This window comes from Cyanobacteria bacterium FACHB-DQ100 (assembly GCA_014695195.1).
Classification (GTDB): Bacteria; Cyanobacteriota; Cyanobacteriia; order Leptolyngbyales; family Leptolyngbyaceae; genus Leptolyngbya.
Genome location: JACJNW010000028.1, coordinates 664,561 through 685,413 on the forward strand (window position 1 = coordinate 664,561; position 20,853 = coordinate 685,413).

Genomic DNA, 20,853 nt, shown 5'->3' on the forward strand with positions numbered 1-20,853 from the left:
TAGTGCTTTGCCTCTCGGTCACAGTTTTGGACAAGTCTCAACACAAAATTTTCCAGTGTCACGCATTCAACCTAAGTTGACGATCGGTCAACCGAATGATCCGTATGAGCAAGAAGCCGATCGCGTCGCAGATCAGGTGATGCGGATGCCTGAACCTAAAATTCAGCCCCTCTGTCCCGAATGCAAAGATGAACTGCAACGGCAGCCTATAGAGGAAGAGGAGAAGGAGGAAGAAACCTTACAAACTAAGCCACTCGCAGAGTCAATTACTCCTCTGATTCAGAGGCAAACTGAAGCAACGGAAGAAGAAAAGCAAATGGAAGAGGAAGAAACCCTACAAACTAAAACTGCTTCTGGTGAGACACCAACTGTATCCTCCAGTCTCCAAAACCGGATTACAGCTTTACATGGCAGAGGCCAGCCCTTGCCTCAATCGGAGCGTAATTTCTTTGAATCCCGCTTTGGGGCTGATTTTTCTCAAGTGCGTATCCACACAGACAATCAAGCATCTGAAGCAGCGCGTGCTGTTAACGCTCGTGCTTTTACCCTGGGTCAGGATGTGGTGTTTGGGGCAGGGGAGTATCAACCGCGATCGGCTGAAGGGCGAAGACTATTAGCCCATGAATTAACCCATGTAGTACAGCAGCGCGGTACCCCCAAAAAACATCCAGCGCGACTTTCGATTCAGAAAAATGCTGGACACCGAGTGATGAGAAGTCTTGCGCTTGATAGTACGGTCAAGATATGTCATAGAGTATTAACTTCCAGAAATATTAAAGTGTCACAAGGTGGTTTAAGAGTCGTTCTGCTTCTCAATCAACTTGATACCACAATTCCGAACTGTCAGAATCATAAATTTTGGGTGACATTAACCAAGTCTGTGGATTGGGGGTTTGACGATGAAATAGCAACTTGTCAGGGAGAAACTGGAGGAACTAAATCATTCTCCTTTGGGAATCTTTCCTCTGGCACGTACTATTTGACGATTCATCGAGTTTTTGATCATCCCCATTGTTGTCTGGAAGGCGATATTCTTGTTTTTGATGAACCGATTCGTGGAGACTCCTCGGGTTGTGTGCGGGATAACGATCCTTCCGTAATGGATGTTGTGCATGGTGCTCTAGACATCGCTGGATTTATTCCAGTGCTTGGAGCGATTCCTGACGGGATCAACGCTGGAATTTATGCTCTGGAAGGGGATTGGGCAAATGCTGGGCTTTCCGCAGTTGCTATGGTTCCCGCTTGGGGAGACGGTGTTAAGTTGGGTGCAATAGCGGGTAAAAGTGCAATAAAAATCTCTGAAAAAGCCGCTATAAAATTAGGAGAAGAGGGCATCGCGAAAGGCTTAAAAGAAGTGAAAGCGGCAAGTAAAACAGTTCATGCTGCGGAAGAGACAGGAAAAGCTGCAAAGTTAGGAGAAGCAGCAGCTGGGAAACTTGAAAAAGAAGCCGCTGAGAAACTTGAAAAAGAAGCGGCTCAGAAAGCACTTGAAAAGAAAATTGCCGAATGTGAAGGCATTCACGCATCCTACAAAGCCTTGAAATGCTCTTCGTGCAAACCAACCGATACTCGTGCAGAGCGCCTTGCCAAAATCGCATGCCTTACGGCTCTCCTTGCTGGACGAAGAAAATATCTGCAAGAGAAATGCGACTACGTGCTAGCAGGAAGCATTGCTAGGGGAAGCGCGGTTGCTGAAAGAGGGCATGAGATACAGGCTGAGCAAATTGCAAAGATGCTATTAAAGTGTTCCACTCTACCAACAAGCTAAAGGAGATTGTTCGATGAGGTTGCCTAGCGAAGACGAGATCAATATTCACAACTCCTTGGATGAAATATCTGCAAGTAAGCATTTCTTGAACAAGACCTTACAAGAAGCTGAAGCATTGTTCCAGGAAAACAGTGCATATTATCAGGAAGATCTGATGTGGATGGGTTCTCAAGCGTTCCAGTTTTATTTACAAGCTGTAATAAATTACTTGAAAAGCGAGCATTCCTTAGGCGACGATCACCTAATTGATTGCTTGTACGAAATTGTAGTGTTTAGATCACAACAAGATGGTTTCTTGGTGGCTCTTGATCGCGTCAAAGAGATGATTAATTACGTGATAGAAAACTATGCAAAATTTGACGTTGATGAAGATGTTTATGGTGATTTATTAGGGAAATACAGGCAACTCCAAAGCCAGTTGAAGGAATGACGGGTAGTTAGGGAGTCTGGGAAGGCGATTTTGCTTTGTAGATATTACGCGATCGCCAATCTAAAAGGAGCGTTAGATGACTACACACACTCAGGTAGAAGCAAAATCAACATTGACTCCGATTCCGGCGATGCAGCCTGCCCATTCTGGTTTGTTGCCCCAACAGGAACAGGAGGAACTCGATCGATCGCTCCTCTCTTCAGAAGATCAGCTGCGATCGCCCAGTTCCCCAACTCCACCGCCTATTAATCCATCAGTAGGGCATAGTTTTGGAACAATGGCAATTGGTTCTATGTCCTCACCTGTGCTGCAACGAGCAGCGATCGCAAATAACATGGTGCAACGGCAGGACAACACCGAGGAAGAAGAGAAGCAGGAAGAAGAACCGATTCAAGCAAAAGCGATCGCTCCCCTCTCAGCAACCTTTCTTCAACAACAAGAAGTTACTGAGGAGCAAGAGAAGGACGAGACAGAATCCATTCAAGCCAAAGTATTTCCTGGGCAGGGATTGACTCATTTCAGCCAAAGCTATGGGCAGAGGGTCACTGAGATGGGGGTGCAGAATACTTCCAGAGTACCGATGCTGCAACGGAAATTGACGATCGGGCAACCAAATGATCTGTATGAGCAGGAAGCCGATCGAATGGCTGATCAGGTGATGCGAATGCCGGAGCGATCGTTAGAGGATGAGACAGAAGTAGTTCAAACTCAGCCTCTAGCAAACTCAATCACGCCTCTAGTACAGCAGGAGCGGGAAGACAAACCAGCAGAAGGAGAGATTCAAGCCAAGGAAGGTACAGTTCCCACAGTAACACTTTCCTTAGAAGCTCAGTTGCAGGAGCAGCAAGGCAAAGGGCAACCTTTACCAGAGAAAACTCGTACCTTCATGGAGTCTCGATTTGGAAGAGATTTCAGCGGTGTGCGGGTGCATACTGACAGCAATGCAGAACAGATGAACCGAGAGTTAAAGGCTCAAGCATTTACCCACCAGAACGACGTATATTTCGCATCGGGAAAATATAATCCAGAGTCGGGGGAAGGGAAGCGCTTGCTGGCGCATGAGTTAACGCATACCATTCAACAAGGAGGAAATACTCTCCATACTCAACAGCAAACCGAAGCACCTGAAGCACAAACTTTAAAGCCTAATACACCCAACATCCAAGCAGCTTGGTATAACTTCGATATTCCTTTTACAGATTACCAGTTTGATCCTAGTATTGAAGGAATCAAAACTGCAGCAAGCATTGCTAAAGAGACTGTAGTGGAAGGTTTTGAATGGTTCTTTGATAAGATTAAAAGTCTTGTTTCTGCTGGAATAGATTGGCTAAGTGAGAAGTGGAGCTCTATTCAAAAACTCGCATTATCAGGCTTTGAGACCATAAAAAACTCTTTCACCAACATTATTCGTTTTATCAAAAGCCCGCTCAGCTACATCGCAGATGCTGTAATGAGCTTTAGTACAGAATCATTGGCTACAGCTTGGGCAACATTTAAGGGAATAGTTACCAAGGTTTGGGAAGGATTCAAGTCATTGACTGGAAATTTGCTTCAATTGGTTAATAGTGTATGGGGCAAAATCAGTGGATATGCAACTTCATTACTAAACAAGGTTACAGGACTTACTCAAAACTATTTGTTCAAAAAACTGCCTAATGCTTTACAGCAAATGGCATATAGCCTGATTAATAAAATCAATAACCTATGGAAGAGCATTAGTGATGGATGGACAAAACTGTTTAATAGAATAAAAACATGGATTGATAGCGCGTTGGATACAGTTCTTCAATTTGTTCGTCGCGTCATGTCCTTTGGAATAAATGTTGTCATTGATGGAATTAGACAGTTTGGAAAACTGGTGCTATTCCTCAAGGATCTATTTACAAATCCTCGCAAGTACGTCGATATTCTTGCGAAGAAGAGCGTAAAGGCATTTGAGGGCGTAGAAAGTCATTTTTCTTCGATAGTAAGCAAGTATTTTGGAGACAGTAAAGCAGCTACACCAACAGCAAACATAACCGGAACCATTCAGAGGCAACCCAGTACAGATAGTGCTCCTGAAGCAAAAGGCTCAGCAAGCTGGGGCGAAATAGGTCACGGTATCTGGGAAATGATGGGCAAGAAATGGCAGGAGCTTAAATCCAACCCGTGGTCTATTGTGACTAGCTTGCTGCTAGATATGGTTCTTCCAGTTGTCGGAAATGTCAAAGACATTATCCAATTATTTAAGAATATTAAAAAAATAGTAACTGCGCCTTTAAGTGCAGGTTCTCTTAAAGAGTTATGGACAAGTTTTTTGCAGATACTAGATATCCCCATTCTTATCTATCATACGGTAGTTAGCATCTTAATGAGAACGCTAACTTTGCCTCTAATCGTTGCTTCATTCATTCCGCATCCACTTGTCAAAGCAATTGCTGCCGCTGTTGGATATGGCTTGTTAGGTGCATTTGTCCAGGCTGAACAGGTTAATATAGGGCACAAATTGTTACTTCTCAAAACTGGAGCTACAACAAAGGCTCAAAAAGAAGAAGCCTATAACCGAATTGCAGATAGCTTTATTGCCTTGGCAATGGCAGTCGTCATCATCGTGATTATGATCATTCTGCATTTCCTTGCCCAAGTTGCGAAGGGCATCTACAACTTTGTAAAAGGAAAGATCTTTTCAGTTAAAGAACCCCCGGTGGAACTGAAAGGTGGCTCGTCCAGTGAAGGAAAAGGAGGAAAAAGCACACCAGAAGAGGGAAAAGCTGGAGAAGCAAAAGGTTCAAAAGAAGGGCTTCCCAGTGAAGATGGTAAACGAAAGATCAAAATCAATGAGGAAGGAAGGTGCGAAGTATGTGCATCGCCTTGTGATGAGATAAGAAAGAAATATGCTTCTGTAATGACTCCGGAGATTGAAGGTAAAGTAAAGGCGATCGAAAGTAACCCTACACTAACCGAAGCACAAAGAATTGAGCAACTTAAGCCCATTGAGCAAGAGCTTGCTAATTTAAAAGGAGCCCCTGTTCAGCCAGAAAAAGTAGAACTACAAGCTGAAATTGATACAACTAAAATTGAAACTGGAGAAGCTAAAGCTAATCCTAAGGCTGGAGAGCCAGGATCACCAGAGCATAAAGCTCTTAGATGGAAGGAATATCAACAACGTACAGGAGGAAAAGGATGGAGTTATGAAAGATGGAGTAAGCAATACGACATTAATATGAAGCAAGCGTTGCAGGCAAATAAGGCTGTTGACGCATTCCACAAACAATTAGGGTGGGGAAAACGTGAAGCTACTGTACCCGTTGAAGGTGTCGATAGAAGGCTGGATATTGCTGATGTAAGCGCGAGGAAGGGAATAGAGTATAAGACTGGAGAGACTTATGCAACTCAAGACATCTTGTGGGAGGTAGCAAGGGATGAAATTTTGGTTAGACAAGGGTGGGATATTACTTGGGTTTTTGAAGGAACAGCAAGTAAACCATTACTAACAGCCTTAGAAAAGGCAAAAATCAAAGTTCAATTTAGGTAAGATGACAATTACAGTATGTAGGAGATTCTATGAGTAACAATGCTATTTCAAGGGATGATTTTGATCAGTGGATATTTCTTATGGATGATGCATTGGAAGAGTTTTTTCAATCTCTGCCAGCAGAACTCAGAGGCAAGTTAGATCATTCGATCAGCTCACTTGATGTAATAGAAGGGTGGATTTTGAGTAAATACAGAACTATTCAAGAAATTCAGGCGCCAGGTGAAGCGACGGTATTAGACGGGCTAGCTCGATACGTAGGCGAGACATTCAGAAAAAATCTTGGTGGGTATTGGGATATTGATCTAAAAAATGAGAAAAGTATATACTTCAATTTTCCAGTTATTACAGGTTATAAGGAAAATTCTACTCCTATTGGTATTCACTCTTTAGTGACAGCAAGTATAGATCGAAGAACCGGAGAATTTATCAAAACTGTTCTATTGAACACACTAGATAGGTAGCTTCTTGATTTGAAAGATGACGAGAGAAATGCAGGTGTAGTTATGTAGAAACATCTGCTTGAAGAAACCAGATTAATAATGAAAGCCAATGCTGAAATACCTATTCAAGGTAGCGCTCAATTACAGTGTTACGAACCTCACTCATCGAAGCAGCACAGTAATCTTAGCTTGCTTCCACAATAGAAACGAAGAATCCCGATCAAAGCTATGTCAGAAATGGATAGAATTGCTTCCAAAACACATGAGATCGATCCCCAATCCCAAGTACGTCAAGACCTCAATGCAGGACTTCGCTTTCTCCATCTCATGAGTATGCAAACCAAGCTCGACTTCGCCGCTCTCACAAGCACCTTGTTTGCTCTACTCGAAGAATTGGTCGAAAGCGGACAACTCAATGCTAATCGCTTTGATGAACGCCGATCGCGCCTTCAAGAGCAAGAAGAAGCCCGTTTGAAAGAGCGTCCTCGGGCAATGGGACTATTCCAAGCTCTATCCAATCGCTTAACGGAGAAAATGATCGATTTCACATCAACATTCTTATGAATATCAACCTTCACATCGATCGTCTCATTTTAGAAGACGTTGATCTTTCTCCCTCTGAACGTCTTCGCTTACAAGGCGCGATCGAAGCTGAATTATCTCGTCTTTTAACAATCAAAGGTTCTTCATCCCGTTGGGGAAGTAACAACTGGATTCCTAAGCTATCTATACATCTCGATCAAACTACAACAACAAATTCAGTTCAACTTGCACATGAAATTGCCCAGTCTATTTATGCAGAAATGCAGTCTCACTCTTAGTTCTGGTGTTCAGGCTAATGTAGAGATATTGTCAAACATAAACGGGGTGGCAAGAAGATAGCAGGACGATCGCCTCAGGAAGCAGTTAGGCTGAATGATATTTGATTGGGGGAACTGTCGCATGACGATCGTGTCCTTAAAGTATATTTGCTTTAGTCCCCCTCACCCATCTATCCACTAATCAAAGCTTCTACAAACTCGTAGCTAGAAAAGGGACGTAAATCTTCGATGCCTTCTCCGGCTCCAATAAAGCGAATCGGCAGTCCAAGTTGCTCGACCACTGCCAGCGCAATTCCGCCTTTTGCGGTTCCATCTAACTTCGTAAGCACAACTCCGCTGAGTTGTGCTGCTTGTGCAAAGACTTCTGCTTGTTTCAAGCCATTTTGTCCCAAAGTGGCATCAAGAACGAGCAGCGATTCGACCTTAGCATTTGCGGCTTTTTTGTCGATGATGCGGCGAACTTTGCTGAGTTCATCCATTAAGTTCTTTTTGTTCTGAAGTCGCCCTGCGGTGTCAATTAACAGCAGCTCTGTGCCACGAGATTGAGCTGCAGTAATGGCATCGAACACCACTGCTGCTGGATCAGTATTTTGTCCGGGATTGGCGATGACCTCGACGTTGCTGCGCTGTCCCCAAACTTTGACTTGCTCAACTGCCGCCGCTCGAAAAGTATCTGCCGCTCCGATGAGACATTTGTAGCCAGACTTTGTAGCGATGTGGGCGAGTTTGCCGATCGTCGTCGTTTTCCCCGCACCATTCACACCCGTCATGAGCCAAATGTTGAGGACATCTTTTTCGGGTGCGAAGAAGGCGCTATGGGAACCTTGGAGGGGCTGATCCAGCAAGTCTCGCAGGATTTGCTTCAAGTATGCGATCGCTTGATCTGGCGGTAAGGTTTCTTGGCGTAGCTTAGTTTGCAGCGCTTCGATAATTTTGTCAGTTGCCTCAACCCCTGCATCGGCTTGTAGCAACAAGGATTCAATTTCGTAGACGGCATCTTGATTTAGAGGCCCTTGACCAACGATCGCTTTTAGCTGATTGACTAAGCTGCGACGAGTTTTATCGAGTCCCTGACGCAAGCGTTTGAGCCAGGTGATCTCTTCGATCGAGACATCTTCTGCCCGACGACCCATCGCCGCAAGCACATCCGCTGACCACATAAAGCCCTCGTCGATCGTAAACACTGGCAGCTCTGGGACGAGTGCTTCGGCAACAGGTTCGACGGATTCGGGTTCTTCTTCGATCGCGGTGGCTCTGAGGCGTTCGAGTCGAGCTTGGCGATCGGCTTCGGCTTGTGCCCAGAACGGTAGCGCCGGCTGGGGGGCAGTTTCGGCTTCGTCGGGTTGGTCGGTCACGGATTCAACGGCTTCTGGAGCTGCTGCCGGAACTTCGGTCGATGCTCCAGGTTCAACGACTTCTGGAGATGTTGAAATGTCTGAGACTGCTTCAACCGATCCCACAGGTTCAGCCGTTTCGGTCGATTCTTCCTCAGCCGATTCTGTAACTTCAGGCTCCTCAAGCTCTGCGGTTTCTTCGTTGATTGCGTCGGTTTCTGCAACGGGGGCTTCGGCTTGCTGCGCTTCTTCTTGCTGTTTGCGGCGAAACGCTTCGACGATCGCTCGTGCATTGGCGATCCGGATGTCTTCCTCGGAGGGTTGCTCGTCCGCAGGTTCAGCAGACGTTTCCTCGATAGCTTCGCTTCCTGGAAGGTTCGGTGTTTCAGCCGCCGGAGTGGGTTCGGGCTGATTTTGCTCGTCTTTTTTGTTAAACCGATTGAACCAATTAAACGTCATACCAAAATTCCAGATCGCTTATCTTCACTTTAATGGAAATTAGCGATTCACATTGAGTGAGTCGGTGACGCGGCGGAGAATTCCGTTAATAAACTTGTGTCCGTCTTCGTTGCTGTAGCGCTTTGCCAGTTCTACGGCTTCGTTGATTGCCACTCGATCGGGAATGCCCAGAAACATCATTTCGACTGTAGCGATGCGGAGAATGTCGCGATCGATCGTCGCTAAGCGCTCAACCTTCCAATCGACCAAAATATCGTTGAGCAGCTGATCGATGGCTGTACGCTCAACTTGAAGCCGCGTGATGATTTCCATCGCATAAGTGCGGACTTCGGCTTGGTTTGCCAGTTGAATGAATTCGGGAAGCTCGATCGCACCGCCGATACGATTAATCGCGCTTTGAGCCAGGGCGATCGCTTCTTGTACCATCGTGCGGGCAGACTCAAGATTCGCCGCGCGGGTTTGACTTTTGAGCAGTTGGGCATCGCCGCGTTGCAGTTCTGCCGCAGCCGTTTCAAGCGTGTCGCGGGCTTCAGCGGCGAGTGTCCGAATGGAAGCAAGAACGAGATCTTGAATTCTTTGTTGACTCACTTTTTCCAAATCAGAAGGAAGCTGGCTGATGCTGAGAAGTGCCAGTTCACGGGAAATTCGACGGGCTTGCATGGCAGGTTTGGGGTTCAAATTGGCTCACGTATCTTACTGTATTCGAGACCCCGCTTAAAGACCTGATGTTAGATCCGTCAATCCATCAGACGGTTTACCCACCGCTAATTTTGGCTTTATATCCCAATTCTGTGAGCAATTGCAGCAATTTTTGCGCGTGATCGCCCTGGATCTCGATCGCCTCTTCCTTGACCGCTCCCCCCGTTCCACACTGCGCCTTCAATTTCTTGGCTAAATCACTCAAAATTTCTGGTTTGTGTTGAAATCCTGAAATTATCGTCACCGTTTTACCGCCGCGCCCTTTGCGAGACACCTGAATGCGGACATTTTGCTGATTGGGAGGCAAGTCAGGCACAGCGCGTTCAAACACTTCTGAATTGCCGAACTCAGAATAAACAACGCGGTCACGCTGGCGTGTGCCGGAGGCATCGCGATCAGGCTTCAGTTTCTTTCCCATAGCAAATCCTGATGTATCCAAATATTACAGACAAACACAACTGAATCTTAAGGAGGGCTGAGTCTCGAAAGGGAGAATGTTAGAATTCCTAGCAGAATCACTTCAGAAGCTGAGCTTGCTCAATTCTAAACGTGATGGGTGCTGTGGAAACGCAATCCCGCTGCAACGATATCAACCTCGATTTAATAAAACTCTCATCCGACTTGTGCATACCCAGAAGCATCACAAGATTGATCTCGGTACGGATTATCCCTGCCCGTGCCGCCGTCGCGGTCGCTTGATCCCGATCGCGCTGACCGAAGCGTTTGGCTGTAATCGCTGTCAGCAGATTTTCGTTGTTGAAGAAAATGGTTGTGTGATTGAACAGCTTGCCACCACTTATCCGTATAAGCGATCGTGGCGCTGGACAGGACACCAGTGGAATGTGGTGCAACCGGGATTAGGAGATAGCTATCTGCCTTTAGCGCTCGGTATTTTGCTGGTTCTGCTGAGTATTTGGCTACCTGTTGCGCTGCATTCGCCCTCCGGAGCAAGTATTATGTTGTGGGCGATCGTGGCATTGGTGTTAGCGGTGCTACCTGCGCTCATGGTTTGGTTAGCCTATCGACGGTAGCCCAATGACGACGGATAATTTGGGGGCATTTGACCCGATTTCAGCCCTACGTGCGGCTCATACGGCTTCGGTAACATTGTCATCTGCAAGCGGCGTGAATCGGAGTCGAGCAGTTCAAGCGATGGCGCAGGCGTTGTGTCGTCGCCAAAATGACATTCTAGAAGCGAATACGCTCGATCTCGAAATTAGCCGAGAAATGGCGATTTCGGAGTTGCTGCTGGAGTGGTTGAAACTAACCCCAGAACGGCTGCAAAACGTCGTGCAAATTCTCAATCGGTTAAGCGAACTGCCAGACCCGATCGGGCGTGTGATGCCTGCGAATTTTCAGACCGATCGCGCTCAGACGTATTCGCAGTTAATGCCGCTGGGTGTGATTGCGCTGATTTACGAAGCGTTTCCCGAACTCAGCGCGATCGCGGCTGGGTTGTGTATCAAAACGGCAAACTGTCTGATTCTCAAGGGAGGCAGCGAAGCAAGCCACTCGAATCTGGCGATCGCGGAAACATTACAGCAAGCGCTAGAGGATGAAGGTTTACCAATTGAAAGCGTGCAGTTGCTTCCGGCAGAAGACGCGCCGATTCGAGATTTGATTATTCAAGATCGATATTTGAATTTGGTGATTCCCTACGGGCGACCGAGTTTGGTGCAGCAAGTTGTGCGGCAAGCGACTGCGCCTGTATTGAAATCGGCGATGGGAAATTGTTATCTGTATTGGTCGCCGTCGGGGAGTTTGGAGATGGCGCGATCGATGATTATTGATAGTCACCTGAGCGAACCTGATCCCGTGAATGCGATCGAGAAAGTGCTGATTCATCGACAGCAGAATCCCGCATCTCTAGTCATGCTTTGGGATAGTTTGCGTGAAAAAGGATTTGAAATTCGAGGTGACATGACGTTAGCCAACGAATTCCCGAGCCTTCGGCTGGTTGAGGATTCGGAATGGAATCAAGCGTATCTCGATCGCATTATTAGCTTTCGGATTGTGGATGGGTTGCCAAGCGCAATCAACTGCATCAATCATTACAGTAGCGGTCATGCGGATTGCCTTGTCACTGAGTCCTACCAAGAAAGCCGCCAGTTCGCTTTGGGAGTGAATAGCGCGACAACGTATATCAATGCGTCGCCTCGGTTTTATCGCAATCCGAAACGCGGAGATGCCATCTTTTTGGGTATGTCGAATCAGAAAGGGCATCGACGCGGTTTAATCGGCCTAGAGACATTAACCACTGTAAAACATATTGTTCAAGGAACTGGACTAATGTAGCGCTTGGGCGAACATAGACCTCATGTCAGTTCAACGAATTAGAAGGCAGCCAGAATCGCTCTACCCCCAGCCTAAAAAAATCTCGAATCCCAGCCTTGCGGACAAGCCAGAATTCGAGAAGGGTGAGCTACGGATTTGTGAATTGCTTTCTAGACACCCCTAGGGCTGTCTGCACGCTTTGAACTCGTTCTTAAAGTTCTGCGGCCCCTTATAGCCAGACCTCTCTGCTAACTGCTGCAACGTTTGCCGCCCACTGTAAAATTGTCCGTTAACCTGCCAAGTCGGAAATCCTACTTTTTGCCCCGTCTGCTTTTCTGCCTCTCCTAAAACCCGCTGACAAGTCTCGATTTGAGCATCTTTTCCGCCCTCAGCGCATTCTACATAAGGGAATTCTTTAGACGCTTCCTTACCAAAGAATTGCTTTTGTTCGCAGCAGTGCGGACACCAGTACGCCCCGTACATCGTGGCTCCGGTCTGCTTCAAATGCTGTGCCAACTGCGTCTCCGCCTCTCCCGACGTATTCTCGATCACAAAATAAGGATTTCCCTGCGCGTCTGAAATTGTGACCGCATCGGCAGAAACTTGCCCAACCGAGGCACCCCAAGCGATCGACCCGATCAGCGTCACAATCCCGACGATCGACCCCAAGAATACTAATTGTCCGCGATCGTTCCAGTCCCGCCCGATCAGCGTCAGCACAAACATCAGCGTGGCAAAAGTCGCCGATGCCAGACAAAAATAACAAATCCCGTTGACCCCAAATTGCGACACAAATTTGGAGAACATAATGTACATCAAGTAGCCGCTAAACAGCAGCATCGCCGTTGCGCCCGCAAACAGCAACAGCCAAGTCTGATTTTCTAAATTCGTGCGTAACGATTTCTTTTCCTCTGGATTCACCAGTAGCGGAGCCAGCGCAAACACCGCCATCGCTAAATAGGCTAGCAAGCCGTACAGCGATAGCGGTAAGCCAAATAGCACGGCATACGGACTTTCTAGCACCCGTTCGCATCCAGTTGTGGGGCAGGCAACGGTGGCACTAGCCAGTTTGTTAAAGGTGATATAGCCCGTGTTGAGAATACCGAGTGCCGCGATCGCGCCGATCAGCAGGCGAGAGTTTCGGTAAATCCAGGGCGTAGAACGTCGGCGAGTCATAGGATGATTTCAAAGGAAGTCGCTTTGTACTCTATCAGGGTAACGGTTGCAACCATGACTTGGAGTCTGTAGTTTATTTTGGCTGAATTTTGGGCGATCGTACCGTTTGTTTTCCTGACTGTAATTGCAGCTCTAAGTTTCTTGGCAAATTCACTTGCAAAGTTTTGGTTCTTTTGCTAAGTTAATTAAGCGCTGAAAAGCGCAGTCGCCGGGATAGCTCAGTTGGTAGAGCAGAGGACTGAAAATCCTCGTGTCACGAGTTCAAGTCTCGTTCCTGGCATAGGTTCTAGAGTTTGGCGAAAAACGTTCCCCCAAATTTCCCCCAGAACCTGCTTACAGCTGAATAACGTGGACTGCGGATCAATGCCGTATTCACAACTTTTAACGGGGAGAAATACCCCTATAAAGTTATGAATACCGATACTGATACTGCAAGTTTCGGTGTGTGAGAAGCTGATTTATTTAACTAGAACGCTATACTCCGGTTCTCACACACATTATTCTGAGGGACTCAACAACTAGAAGAGTGAGTTTTTGCTCTGCTGAATATAATATCTACGTATCCTGGAAATTTAGGCAGAGAAATAAAGGGCAGATTTGATGGTTAAGCCAGCATCTGAGCGTCTTCAGCAACATACAGATCGAATCATGCAGCTATGGGAGGAGCGGGCACGGGCTGAAATCAGCGCCTCCCTGCATCACACCTCGCTGATCTTGCAGAATTCGCTACCGCAGTACTTAAACTTCCTCGTCACTGAATTATCAACCGCCATTGAACGCACCTCTACCCGTATCAACGCTGATAAAGTGGAAAGCGATCGAATTGGCAGGAAGCATGGACGGGAACGCGCGGGATATGCAGATTACTCAATTACTCAACTGATCCTTGAGTATCACCTTCTCCGCCAGGTGGTTTTTCAGGTGCTAGAGGAAGAAGCGCCGTTAACCCCACGGGAACGAGACATTATCATCAGTTCCATTGAGCAAGCTGTCAATGATGCAGCAACGCAGTTCTCCCAAACGTTGAGCGAGATTCAAGAGTTGTTTATGGTGACCCTGACCCATGACCTGAAAAATCCCCTGAATGTGATAAAAATGGGCACACACTTGGTTTTACGCCGATTTGAACGAGGTGATCGCCACTATGATGTCACAGCCAAAATGATCGGTGCGATCGGCCGACTGGATGGGATGATTCAAAATTTGCTTGATGCGAGTCGGTTACGGGCAGGGCAGGGCTTGAGTTTAACGTTCGAGAATTGCGATTTAGAGCAGCTCCTTCAGGAGGTTGTGGAGGATTTGAACTTTGCGTATGAAGACCGCTTTGTGCTGGTTTCTGATGGTGCAGTTGAAACCCGTTGCAGTCGCAAAGACCTACGACGGGTGATTGAAAACATCGCGACAAATGCTGTGAAATACGGCGCTTCTGATACGCCAATCACGCTCACACTGCAACACACGGCAACAGCAATCCACATCACGATTCATAACGAAGGTCAGCCCATTTCTCCAGAGGCGCGATCCATTCTTTTTCAACAATTTCGTCGTACTAAGACTGCTGGAGAGCAGGAAGGATGGGGCTTAGGCTTATTCCTGGCGAAGAGCTTGACTGAAATGCATCAAGGGACAATTGAGGTTGAAAGTGCAGGGGGCAAGGGGACAAGCTTCATCATCACGTTGCCAGTAGTATCGGCTGACACAACTAAATCCTAATCGATCCAGATTGAGTGCGACCGCTGAACCCTGATAACGTCCCCCAGAAGGACATTTAATCTTGTGTTCCCCCAGTGACTTAGGAGCTTATGGGAGAGCGGCGCGATTCATCTGTTGAGGGCGTGCTGAATTCTTCTATTGAGGCAAAGATTTTGTGAAGTATCAGGACGTGTAGGAAGAAAGCCGTAGAGTGAAGTGCTTCCTTCAGCTCGACCGGATTATGGAAAGTAGGCACAAACTCAGTTGGGCGCAGCCTTGCAACTGCGATCGCGCACAAAGATACTTCATCAATCTAGGGGGTTCTAAGTATGGGTACATTTGATCGCATCAGTCGCATTGTTCGCGCCGAAATGAACAGCCCTAAGTCTCAGTCAAGCTATAACTCAAATCAGCAAACGAGAGAACTAGAAGAACAGGCTATTTCTCTACGTCAGCAAATTGCAAATTTAGAAGCTACGAATAAAGACTCGATGAGTAGCGCATTGCGGCAAGAGTATGCGACTACGATTTCAAACCTCAAGCGATCGCTGGCAACGCTAGAGCAGACGATCCTTAATCTTGGTGGGTCTATTGAGCCGAGCGCCGATAAATACGCTCTTATTGATGCAGAATTAGAAATGCTAAAGCAAGCGTTAGACGAACTCTAAAGCGATCGCACTCAATCTGGAAACTCTGAGCTCGCAATCCCGCAATTCGATTTGAAGGGGGGTTAATTGGGTTTGCAGCTCGACCACAATCAAAGTGTCCATAGAAAACCGCCCTTATTGGGAGCGGTTCCGTTGGTGGATTCAGTTTGCGGGAATGAGATCGATCGAGTCCTGAATCTACAGCGCTTTTCACGCGAATGCACAATGCAAAATCATTCAACTGCCGTTCGAGCCATGACTCTCTGATGCGCTAACCGACGTTCTGCCCGCCTCATTGACGCACACCTGACTGGCGAATGGGCAGCTCAACGACAAATTCAGCACCCTGACCGGGAGTTGAGTGGCAGTAGAGTTTACCATGGTGCTTTTCGACGATGATTTGGTAGCTAATCGACATGCCCATGCCTGTGCCTTTGCCCACAGGTTTCGTCGTGAAGAAGGGATCAAAAATCCGTTGCTGAATCGGTTCCGGCACGCCCATGCCGTTATCCGCGATTGCAATCTCTACCCAGTCATCCACCACGGAAGTTCGGATGGTGATTCGCGGCTGGGCGGTAGCTTCGAGTGCATCGATCGCATTGCTCAAGAGATTCATAAAGACCTGATTGATTTGACCTGCACGACATTCGATTTGAGGCAGTGCAGCATAGTCTCGCACGATGAGAATTTCAGGACGCTGAGGCGAGGGTTTCAAGCGATGTTGCAGAATCAGGAGTGTACTTTCGAGTCCTTCATGCAAATCGACCGCTTTGAAATCGGCTTCATCGAGCCGAGAGAAGTTGCGTAGCGACAGGACGATTTCGCGAATGCGAGTGGTTCCAATCTCCATTGAGTTAAGGAGATTGGGGAGATCGGAATGAATAAATTCAAAATCGGTCGCCTGCAACTGGCGTTGAACAGCGGGGTGTGGGAATGGATGATGAAGTTGATAGAGGTTCAAGAGGGTCAGAATCTCAGTGACATAATCATGTAAATAAGTGAGATTGCCGTGAATGAAAGAGACAGGGTTATTAATTTCATGAGCAATGCCTGCTACTAGCTGTCCCAGGCTCGACATTTTTTCACTCTGGATCAGTTGTGTTTGACTGCTTTGGAGATTGCGGAGGGCTTGTTCTAGCTGAGCGGTTTGCTGTCTCAACTTCTCTTCGATCGTGATGCGCTCAGTGACATCGTGACAAAAGCCCAGCACTGCGAAAACCTCACCCTCGGCAGATAGAGGAATTTTCTGTGTATCAAAAATACGGGTGGTGCCATCCGCTGCGGTTGCTGGGTCGTAGGAATTATGAATTCTTTGTCCTGCAAGCGCAGCCTGATCGTCCGTCCGAAACCCGCGAATGCCTTGATCTGGATTACCGAGGACGAGATCCACAGGAAAGCCTAATTCCAGATCATCTTTTCCGAGCATGTCTTGGACGGTCTGTCCGATGGCGGTGGCATAGCTTTGGTTCACCAAGAGATAGCGAAACTGCTGGTCTTTGACAAAAATCCAATCTTGCGTTTCGTCGATCACTGTTTGCAGCAACTGCGCTGGTTGTTCTATGGTCTGACAGGACGGTACGGGTTCCCTTGAGCGAGCTTGAGCAAGCTGCAAAGACTGTGGTTCATCCTGACCGGTGACAGGCGGTTGCACAAACAGAATACCATTCCAAAGCTGTCCTAAAGCGGTTAGTGAGTCTGAGGTGGCAATCAGTTGAATGAGCTGAATCTGTCCAGATGCCAACCGCCATCGTCCTTGCCATTGCCATGACTGTTGTGTTTGGGTCGCTTGGGTGAGCGTCCTATGAAATGTCGCCTGATCGTCCGCTTCAATCTGAGCGAGCCACTGTGAGACATTGGCTTGAATTTCAGTAAATGGGCGCTCGAACACTAGGATGCAGTTTGGACTGATAAAGGGAAGGGTAATTGACCCATCAGAATGCGAAAGCAATTGGAAAATCACACCAGGTCCTGTTTCCAAGATTTGCTTCAAGGGAGGCTCGATCGAGCTGTTCTCACTGCGCTGCAAATTATGTAAATCAATCTTTGCGGGAAGTGGGGAGGCGTGGGGCATGAACACACTGAGGGACAAGCGACAGCAACCCTATTTTTCCCATCCTTCAACAAAACCCGCTTTAAGGCAGAACAAAAATTACAGAGAGAAGAAACAGTGCTCTATAGCACATTGCGAATGGTGATAATACTTTATCATTACTTAATATTTTGTTGGATTCCGTGACCTAGCCCCCGGTATGTGAGGAAGATTGAATGAAAAGGTTCTTGTCTCAAGCCATGAATGTAGATCATCGTGGCTGTTTTTGGACTGCGCTAGATCAGCCTTGGGCTGAGGTGAACTATGTGGAAACGTTAGCAAACAAAGTGCGCGGCAACCACTACCATCAGTACACCTATGAGCTTTTCTTTATCATCTCAGGTGAAATCGAGATCAGCATTGAGTCATTACAGTCTGGAGAGCGCACCACCTTCTTGGCGACAAAAGGAGAGCAAATTCTGATTGAACCTTACGAGTTGCACACTTTCCGGACAAAGACCAACGCTCAATGGATTGCAATGCTGTCCCAGAAAATTGACCCCCACAATCCAGATTTTCATCGCCTTTCCAGTGCTGCACCCGCTCATCAAGAGGGAGACATCGATGTGGGTCTACCCAGTTTGGTGCCAACCCAACCCTTGAGTCTCCTGGATAATTGAGTTCGCCAAATGTGTCACTCTGGCTCTAAGAACATGCTTGACTGAGTATCGTTAGGTGTACCGAGACTACAGCAAGGGAGCGGATTAATTTGAGAATTGCTGTAGTCTCGGCATTGCTCCCATTCAATGGAATCATGAGTACAAAAGATACGAATTGTCTCTCCCTGCGCCTGCTTCACTTGCCGTAGGCGTTCTTGATTGCGGCGACGAACAAAAGAATCCACATCTCCAAGCCGTTGTAGAATCGACAACCCAAGTGGACAGCGAGGCATTTCCGTCATTTCATCGCGATGATAATAAGCATCTCCAATGTGCAGCAACCATCCTTGCGAACTTATTCCAACTAGATCGGTTCTGGCATCGCTAAACTGCGTAGATTTCTTTCCAAGTCAGTGGTTGCAGCCTAATTGCTCAGACGATCACTCGCCCACCCGTTTGGGAACACTCAACAACTCAATTTTTTGTTGTCATCCCGTCAGTCTGGTGGGATTTTTTGTTTGAGAATGAGCGTGATCGCTCAGCTATAACCCTTAAAGTCGATTGCAGGCGCAAGCGTCCCTTAAAGAGGGGAATCCTTAAAACATTCCCTTTTTAGATAGCGATGAATAAATTCCAGTGGCGCTCTCAATGGCATATCAGGCGCGATCGTATCCCCCAGATGATTCTCGTCATTGCGATCGGTATAGTCCCCCTCAGCTATGCGATCGCTCGGGTGTCTGACGAGTTTCGACTATGGCAGGCAGGCGGAAAATGGTGCGTTCAGATTGCGCCAAGCGGTGAAGAAAAAGCTCTCTACGGCTCTGAATGCACTGGGTTTAGATAGCGCGATCGACTCCTGATAGGGCGGTGTCGATTTGCAGATCCGTCGATCTCACCCACCGCGATCGGAATTTGCACCCAATTCGATTTCAATGATTTATTTAGCGAGTCCAACACACAGAATTATTGGACTCTAATGCTTGCAAGCACTGAACAGAGGTAGCATTACTTGGTGTTTCCAAGATTTTCAGCGTTTTTGGATCACGTTGGTACTCTCTTGCAGGCACTCCATCGAGTGTTGGAGTGTCAGAAAAGCGCGAAACCCATCGAATCTGAGTTTTAACTCCGTCCGACCAACTTAAAACAGAGCTAGTGTCAAAATCTTCCAGTTTGCAAATCTCCCGCCGCTCAAGCTTTGATCCCATGAAGTGATAGCAGACAACATCATGAGTGATAGACATAGCCGTGGCTGGGGCGATGCGACCAAATTCTAATACTACGATCGTCGCTATAGTTGCCTTTAGCAATGTATACCTCTCTTAAGTTCCTGGTGTGAATCTGAAGATACTGAATATGTCTGCTCTAGAAGCTGGATTTTGAGTTGATGTACACTCTAAAACTTTCAGATAGTTTTCCGAAATTCGGCATCTAGCACCCTTTAGAAAACTAACTTGCCCCGAAGCATTCCGAACAATGAACTGACTTCCTTGTGGTTCAAAATTCAAAGTTCCGACAACCTGTCCTTTTCCCAGGTCACAGCCCAATCCGCCGCACCGGGCATACTTACCAAAGAGATCGAGCTTATATGTGTTGTATATATTTAGGGTGTTTTGTTTAATATCAACGTACACAGCACTCGAATAAATTTCTCCTCCATCTTCAGCCCGTACCCAGTCAAAGGAAGTGAAACCATTGGCATCAGACCAAGCTTCTCTCAAAGTGCGATTATTCTGCTGCGCTGAAACAAAGGGAGCGCTAGTCGCGTAACTAACCCCGATAAAACTCAAAACTGTGATTAATGCTCTCAAACTTTTCATAGGGGGCAATCTTGCTTCATCCACCGCATAGTAGCCCTAGCCCGCAAAAATATACGTGAAGGCTTCGTAATTTTTTTAGCAGAAATTGTGTAGCAATTTGCCTGAACTCACTCGACCTCGGAATCCCCCGTAATTTTGACGAGCAGCGATGGATTGCGGCAAAGTTCCATTGAAAGATTAATACTCCACGATCCACCGTTGTCTTGAACGATCGCTTGATTGTCTGATCGCTTCAAGATTTGATTTACGACTCCTGATCGTGTTGTGAAAATTCGCACCATCTTTTCTGCATAGTCGTAAGCGATCGTGGTTTCGTGTTCAGTGATCGACATTTTTTTCTGCTCGTCGTTTGTCTCTATTAGTCTAAATCGAGACTTAAATCGAGAGCATTGATAACTCTGTTTAATGAGTGTATTTGTTCTTATCGGGTGAGAGAGCCTGATCATTTTTGGACGAATGCGATCGCGATCGCGGAAATTTAGTCCAATTTTAGTCCAGAAGATTTAGTCGACCTCTTAAAGTGTTGCTGTGATTGAAATCTGCATTTATGGACTTCAGCTTGAAGGCAAAAGTTCAACGAGAAATTACACAATTTTTGAGACCATAAATCCGTTAATCCCTTGTGTAGCAACGATTTCAGGGGCAAGCCTGATTTGGAAATGTTGGACTAAGCAAAAATGTATCTAGTCCAGAAGTTGCGCGATCGAGTTCATCCGCTCAACTTATCGATCGCACTCTAAATTCCTGCATAGCAAGGGAGTGCCGATTAAGACGATCGCATCAATCACGGGGCACGAATCCTTGAATGAACTCTCTCGATATTTGGAAATGACCCTAGAGCAGCGGTGATCGGCGATCATGCAACTTCTTTAAGCATTGCAGCATCTCAAGGTCTATGGAATTCCCCATACACCTTACAAGCCCTGCATCTACAAATCCCTTGTTACAGCTGGACGTAAAAACTTACCTCCATTTCGTGTATAAGTCATATTCAAATACACGAAGAAATGCCTGATAGACCATGCAATGTGATTGATGCCCATCTGAAACTATTTCTAAGATGCCTAGTTATTCGAGCGCGGCTTGTCTTC

21 protein-coding genes and 1 tRNA gene are annotated in these 20,853 nt (G+C 46.8%); 13 read left to right on the forward strand and 9 right to left on the reverse strand.

Annotated features, from left to right (window positions below; all coding sequences use genetic code 11):
- Positions 1–76 precede the first annotated feature (76 nt).
- The 6 genes from H6F51_14225 (at position 77) to H6F51_14250 (ending at position 6,976) form a co-directional block, all read left to right on the forward strand.
- Positions 77–1,768: a DUF4157 domain-containing protein gene (locus H6F51_14225; protein ID MBD1823641.1), complete on the forward strand. Its 1,692-nt coding sequence runs from the start codon at positions 77–79 to the stop codon at positions 1,766–1,768.
- 13 nt (positions 1,769–1,781) lie between these two features.
- A complete protein-coding gene (locus H6F51_14230; GenBank protein ID MBD1823642.1) occupies positions 1,782–2,198 on the forward strand; it encodes a hypothetical protein in 417 nt (138 codons plus the stop codon).
- 550 nt (positions 2,199–2,748) lie between these two features.
- Positions 2,749–5,712 (forward strand): DUF4157 domain-containing protein, encoded by a 2,964-nt coding sequence (locus H6F51_14235; GenBank protein ID MBD1823643.1) that lies wholly within the window; start codon positions 2,749–2,751, stop codon positions 5,710–5,712.
- A gap of 29 nt (positions 5,713–5,741) precedes the next feature.
- Positions 5,742–6,176, forward strand: a complete 435-nt coding sequence (locus H6F51_14240) for a hypothetical protein (GenBank protein ID MBD1823644.1) — start codon at positions 5,742–5,744, stop codon at positions 6,174–6,176.
- A 207-nt stretch (positions 6,177–6,383) separates the two neighbouring features.
- The gene (locus H6F51_14245; GenBank protein MBD1823645.1) at positions 6,384–6,719 is read left to right on the forward strand and encodes a hypothetical protein; all 336 of its coding nucleotides are present in this window, start codon (positions 6,384–6,386) and stop codon (positions 6,717–6,719) included.
- Positions 6,716–6,976: a hypothetical protein gene (locus H6F51_14250; GenBank protein MBD1823646.1), complete on the forward strand. Its 261-nt coding sequence runs from the start codon at positions 6,716–6,718 to the stop codon at positions 6,974–6,976. The genes H6F51_14245 and H6F51_14250 overlap by 4 nt, the downstream gene beginning before the upstream one ends.
- Before the next feature lie 170 nt (positions 6,977–7,146).
- On the opposite strand, the gene ftsY is transcribed toward H6F51_14250, so the two are convergent.
- The 3 genes from ftsY to H6F51_14265 all read right to left on the reverse strand — a co-directional run bounded on the left by ftsY (position 7,147) and on the right by H6F51_14265 (position 9,886).
- Positions 7,147–8,769, reverse strand: coding sequence for a signal recognition particle-docking protein FtsY (gene ftsY, locus H6F51_14255; GenBank protein ID MBD1823647.1), 1,623 nt, complete (start codon positions 8,767–8,769; stop codon positions 7,147–7,149).
- Positions 8,770–8,808: 39 nt separating this feature from the next.
- Entirely contained in the window at positions 8,809–9,429 is a 621-nt protein-coding gene (gene nusB, locus H6F51_14260) for a transcription antitermination protein NusB (GenBank protein MBD1823648.1), read from the reverse strand.
- A 94-nt stretch (positions 9,430–9,523) separates the two neighbouring features.
- Complete coding sequence (locus H6F51_14265) at positions 9,524–9,886, reverse strand: translation initiation factor (GenBank protein ID MBD1823649.1); 363 nt, start codon at positions 9,884–9,886, stop codon at positions 9,524–9,526.
- A gap of 205 nt (positions 9,887–10,091) precedes the next feature.
- On the opposite strand from H6F51_14265, the gene H6F51_14270 reads away from it, so the two are divergent.
- Positions 10,092–10,499 carry a hypothetical protein gene (locus H6F51_14270; protein MBD1823650.1) on the forward strand — a complete coding sequence of 136 codons (408 nt, stop codon included), beginning with the start codon at positions 10,092–10,094 and terminating at the stop codon, positions 10,497–10,499.
- Positions 10,500–10,503: 4 nt separating this feature from the next.
- Positions 10,504–11,763 (forward strand): glutamate-5-semialdehyde dehydrogenase, encoded by a 1,260-nt coding sequence (locus tag H6F51_14275; GenBank protein ID MBD1823651.1) that lies wholly within the window; start codon positions 10,504–10,506, stop codon positions 11,761–11,763.
- A gap of 159 nt (positions 11,764–11,922) precedes the next feature.
- Here H6F51_14275 and H6F51_14280 read toward each other — a convergent pair whose 3' ends face one another.
- A complete protein-coding gene (locus H6F51_14280) occupies positions 11,923–12,918 on the reverse strand; it encodes a vitamin K epoxide reductase family protein (GenBank protein MBD1823652.1) in 996 nt (331 codons plus the stop codon).
- 207 nt (positions 12,919–13,125) lie between these two features.
- Between H6F51_14280 and H6F51_14285 the strand changes: the two genes are divergently transcribed.
- The 3 genes from H6F51_14285 (at position 13,126) to H6F51_14295 (ending at position 15,278) form a co-directional block, all read left to right on the forward strand.
- Positions 13,126–13,198 (forward strand) — tRNA-Phe (locus tag H6F51_14285).
- A gap of 368 nt (positions 13,199–13,566) precedes the next feature.
- Positions 13,567–14,631, forward strand: a complete 1,065-nt coding sequence (locus H6F51_14290) for a HAMP domain-containing histidine kinase (protein MBD1823653.1) — start codon at positions 13,567–13,569, stop codon at positions 14,629–14,631.
- A gap of 308 nt (positions 14,632–14,939) precedes the next feature.
- Positions 14,940–15,278 (forward strand): hypothetical protein, encoded by a 339-nt coding sequence (locus H6F51_14295; protein MBD1823654.1) that lies wholly within the window; start codon positions 14,940–14,942, stop codon positions 15,276–15,278.
- 271 nt (positions 15,279–15,549) lie between these two features.
- Here H6F51_14295 and H6F51_14300 read toward each other — a convergent pair whose 3' ends face one another.
- On the reverse strand, positions 15,550–17,328 hold the full coding sequence (locus tag H6F51_14300; GenBank protein MBD1823655.1) for a PAS domain-containing protein: 1,779 nt from the start codon (positions 17,326–17,328) through the stop codon (positions 15,550–15,552).
- 194 nt (positions 17,329–17,522) lie between these two features.
- Between H6F51_14300 and H6F51_14305 the strand changes: the two genes are divergently transcribed.
- On the forward strand, positions 17,523–17,966 hold the full coding sequence (locus H6F51_14305) for a hypothetical protein (GenBank protein MBD1823656.1): 444 nt from the start codon (positions 17,523–17,525) through the stop codon (positions 17,964–17,966).
- A gap of 14 nt (positions 17,967–17,980) precedes the next feature.
- Here H6F51_14305 and H6F51_14310 read toward each other — a convergent pair whose 3' ends face one another.
- Positions 17,981–18,247: a hypothetical protein gene (locus H6F51_14310; protein ID MBD1823657.1), complete on the reverse strand. Its 267-nt coding sequence runs from the start codon at positions 18,245–18,247 to the stop codon at positions 17,981–17,983.
- 320 nt (positions 18,248–18,567) lie between these two features.
- Between H6F51_14310 and H6F51_14315 the strand changes: the two genes are divergently transcribed.
- Positions 18,568–18,789 carry a hypothetical protein gene (locus tag H6F51_14315; protein MBD1823658.1) on the forward strand — a complete coding sequence of 74 codons (222 nt, stop codon included), beginning with the start codon at positions 18,568–18,570 and terminating at the stop codon, positions 18,787–18,789.
- A gap of 97 nt (positions 18,790–18,886) precedes the next feature.
- Here H6F51_14315 and H6F51_14320 read toward each other — a convergent pair whose 3' ends face one another.
- The 3 genes from H6F51_14320 to H6F51_14330 form a co-directional block, all read right to left on the reverse strand.
- Positions 18,887–19,186 (reverse strand): hypothetical protein, encoded by a 300-nt coding sequence (locus tag H6F51_14320; GenBank protein ID MBD1823659.1) that lies wholly within the window; start codon positions 19,184–19,186, stop codon positions 18,887–18,889.
- A gap of 78 nt (positions 19,187–19,264) precedes the next feature.
- Entirely contained in the window at positions 19,265–19,786 is a 522-nt protein-coding gene (locus H6F51_14325; GenBank protein ID MBD1823660.1) for a hypothetical protein, read from the reverse strand.
- Positions 19,787–19,869: 83 nt separating this feature from the next.
- A complete protein-coding gene (locus H6F51_14330; protein MBD1823661.1) occupies positions 19,870–20,094 on the reverse strand; it encodes a hypothetical protein in 225 nt (74 codons plus the stop codon).
- Positions 20,095–20,853 lie beyond the last annotated feature (759 nt).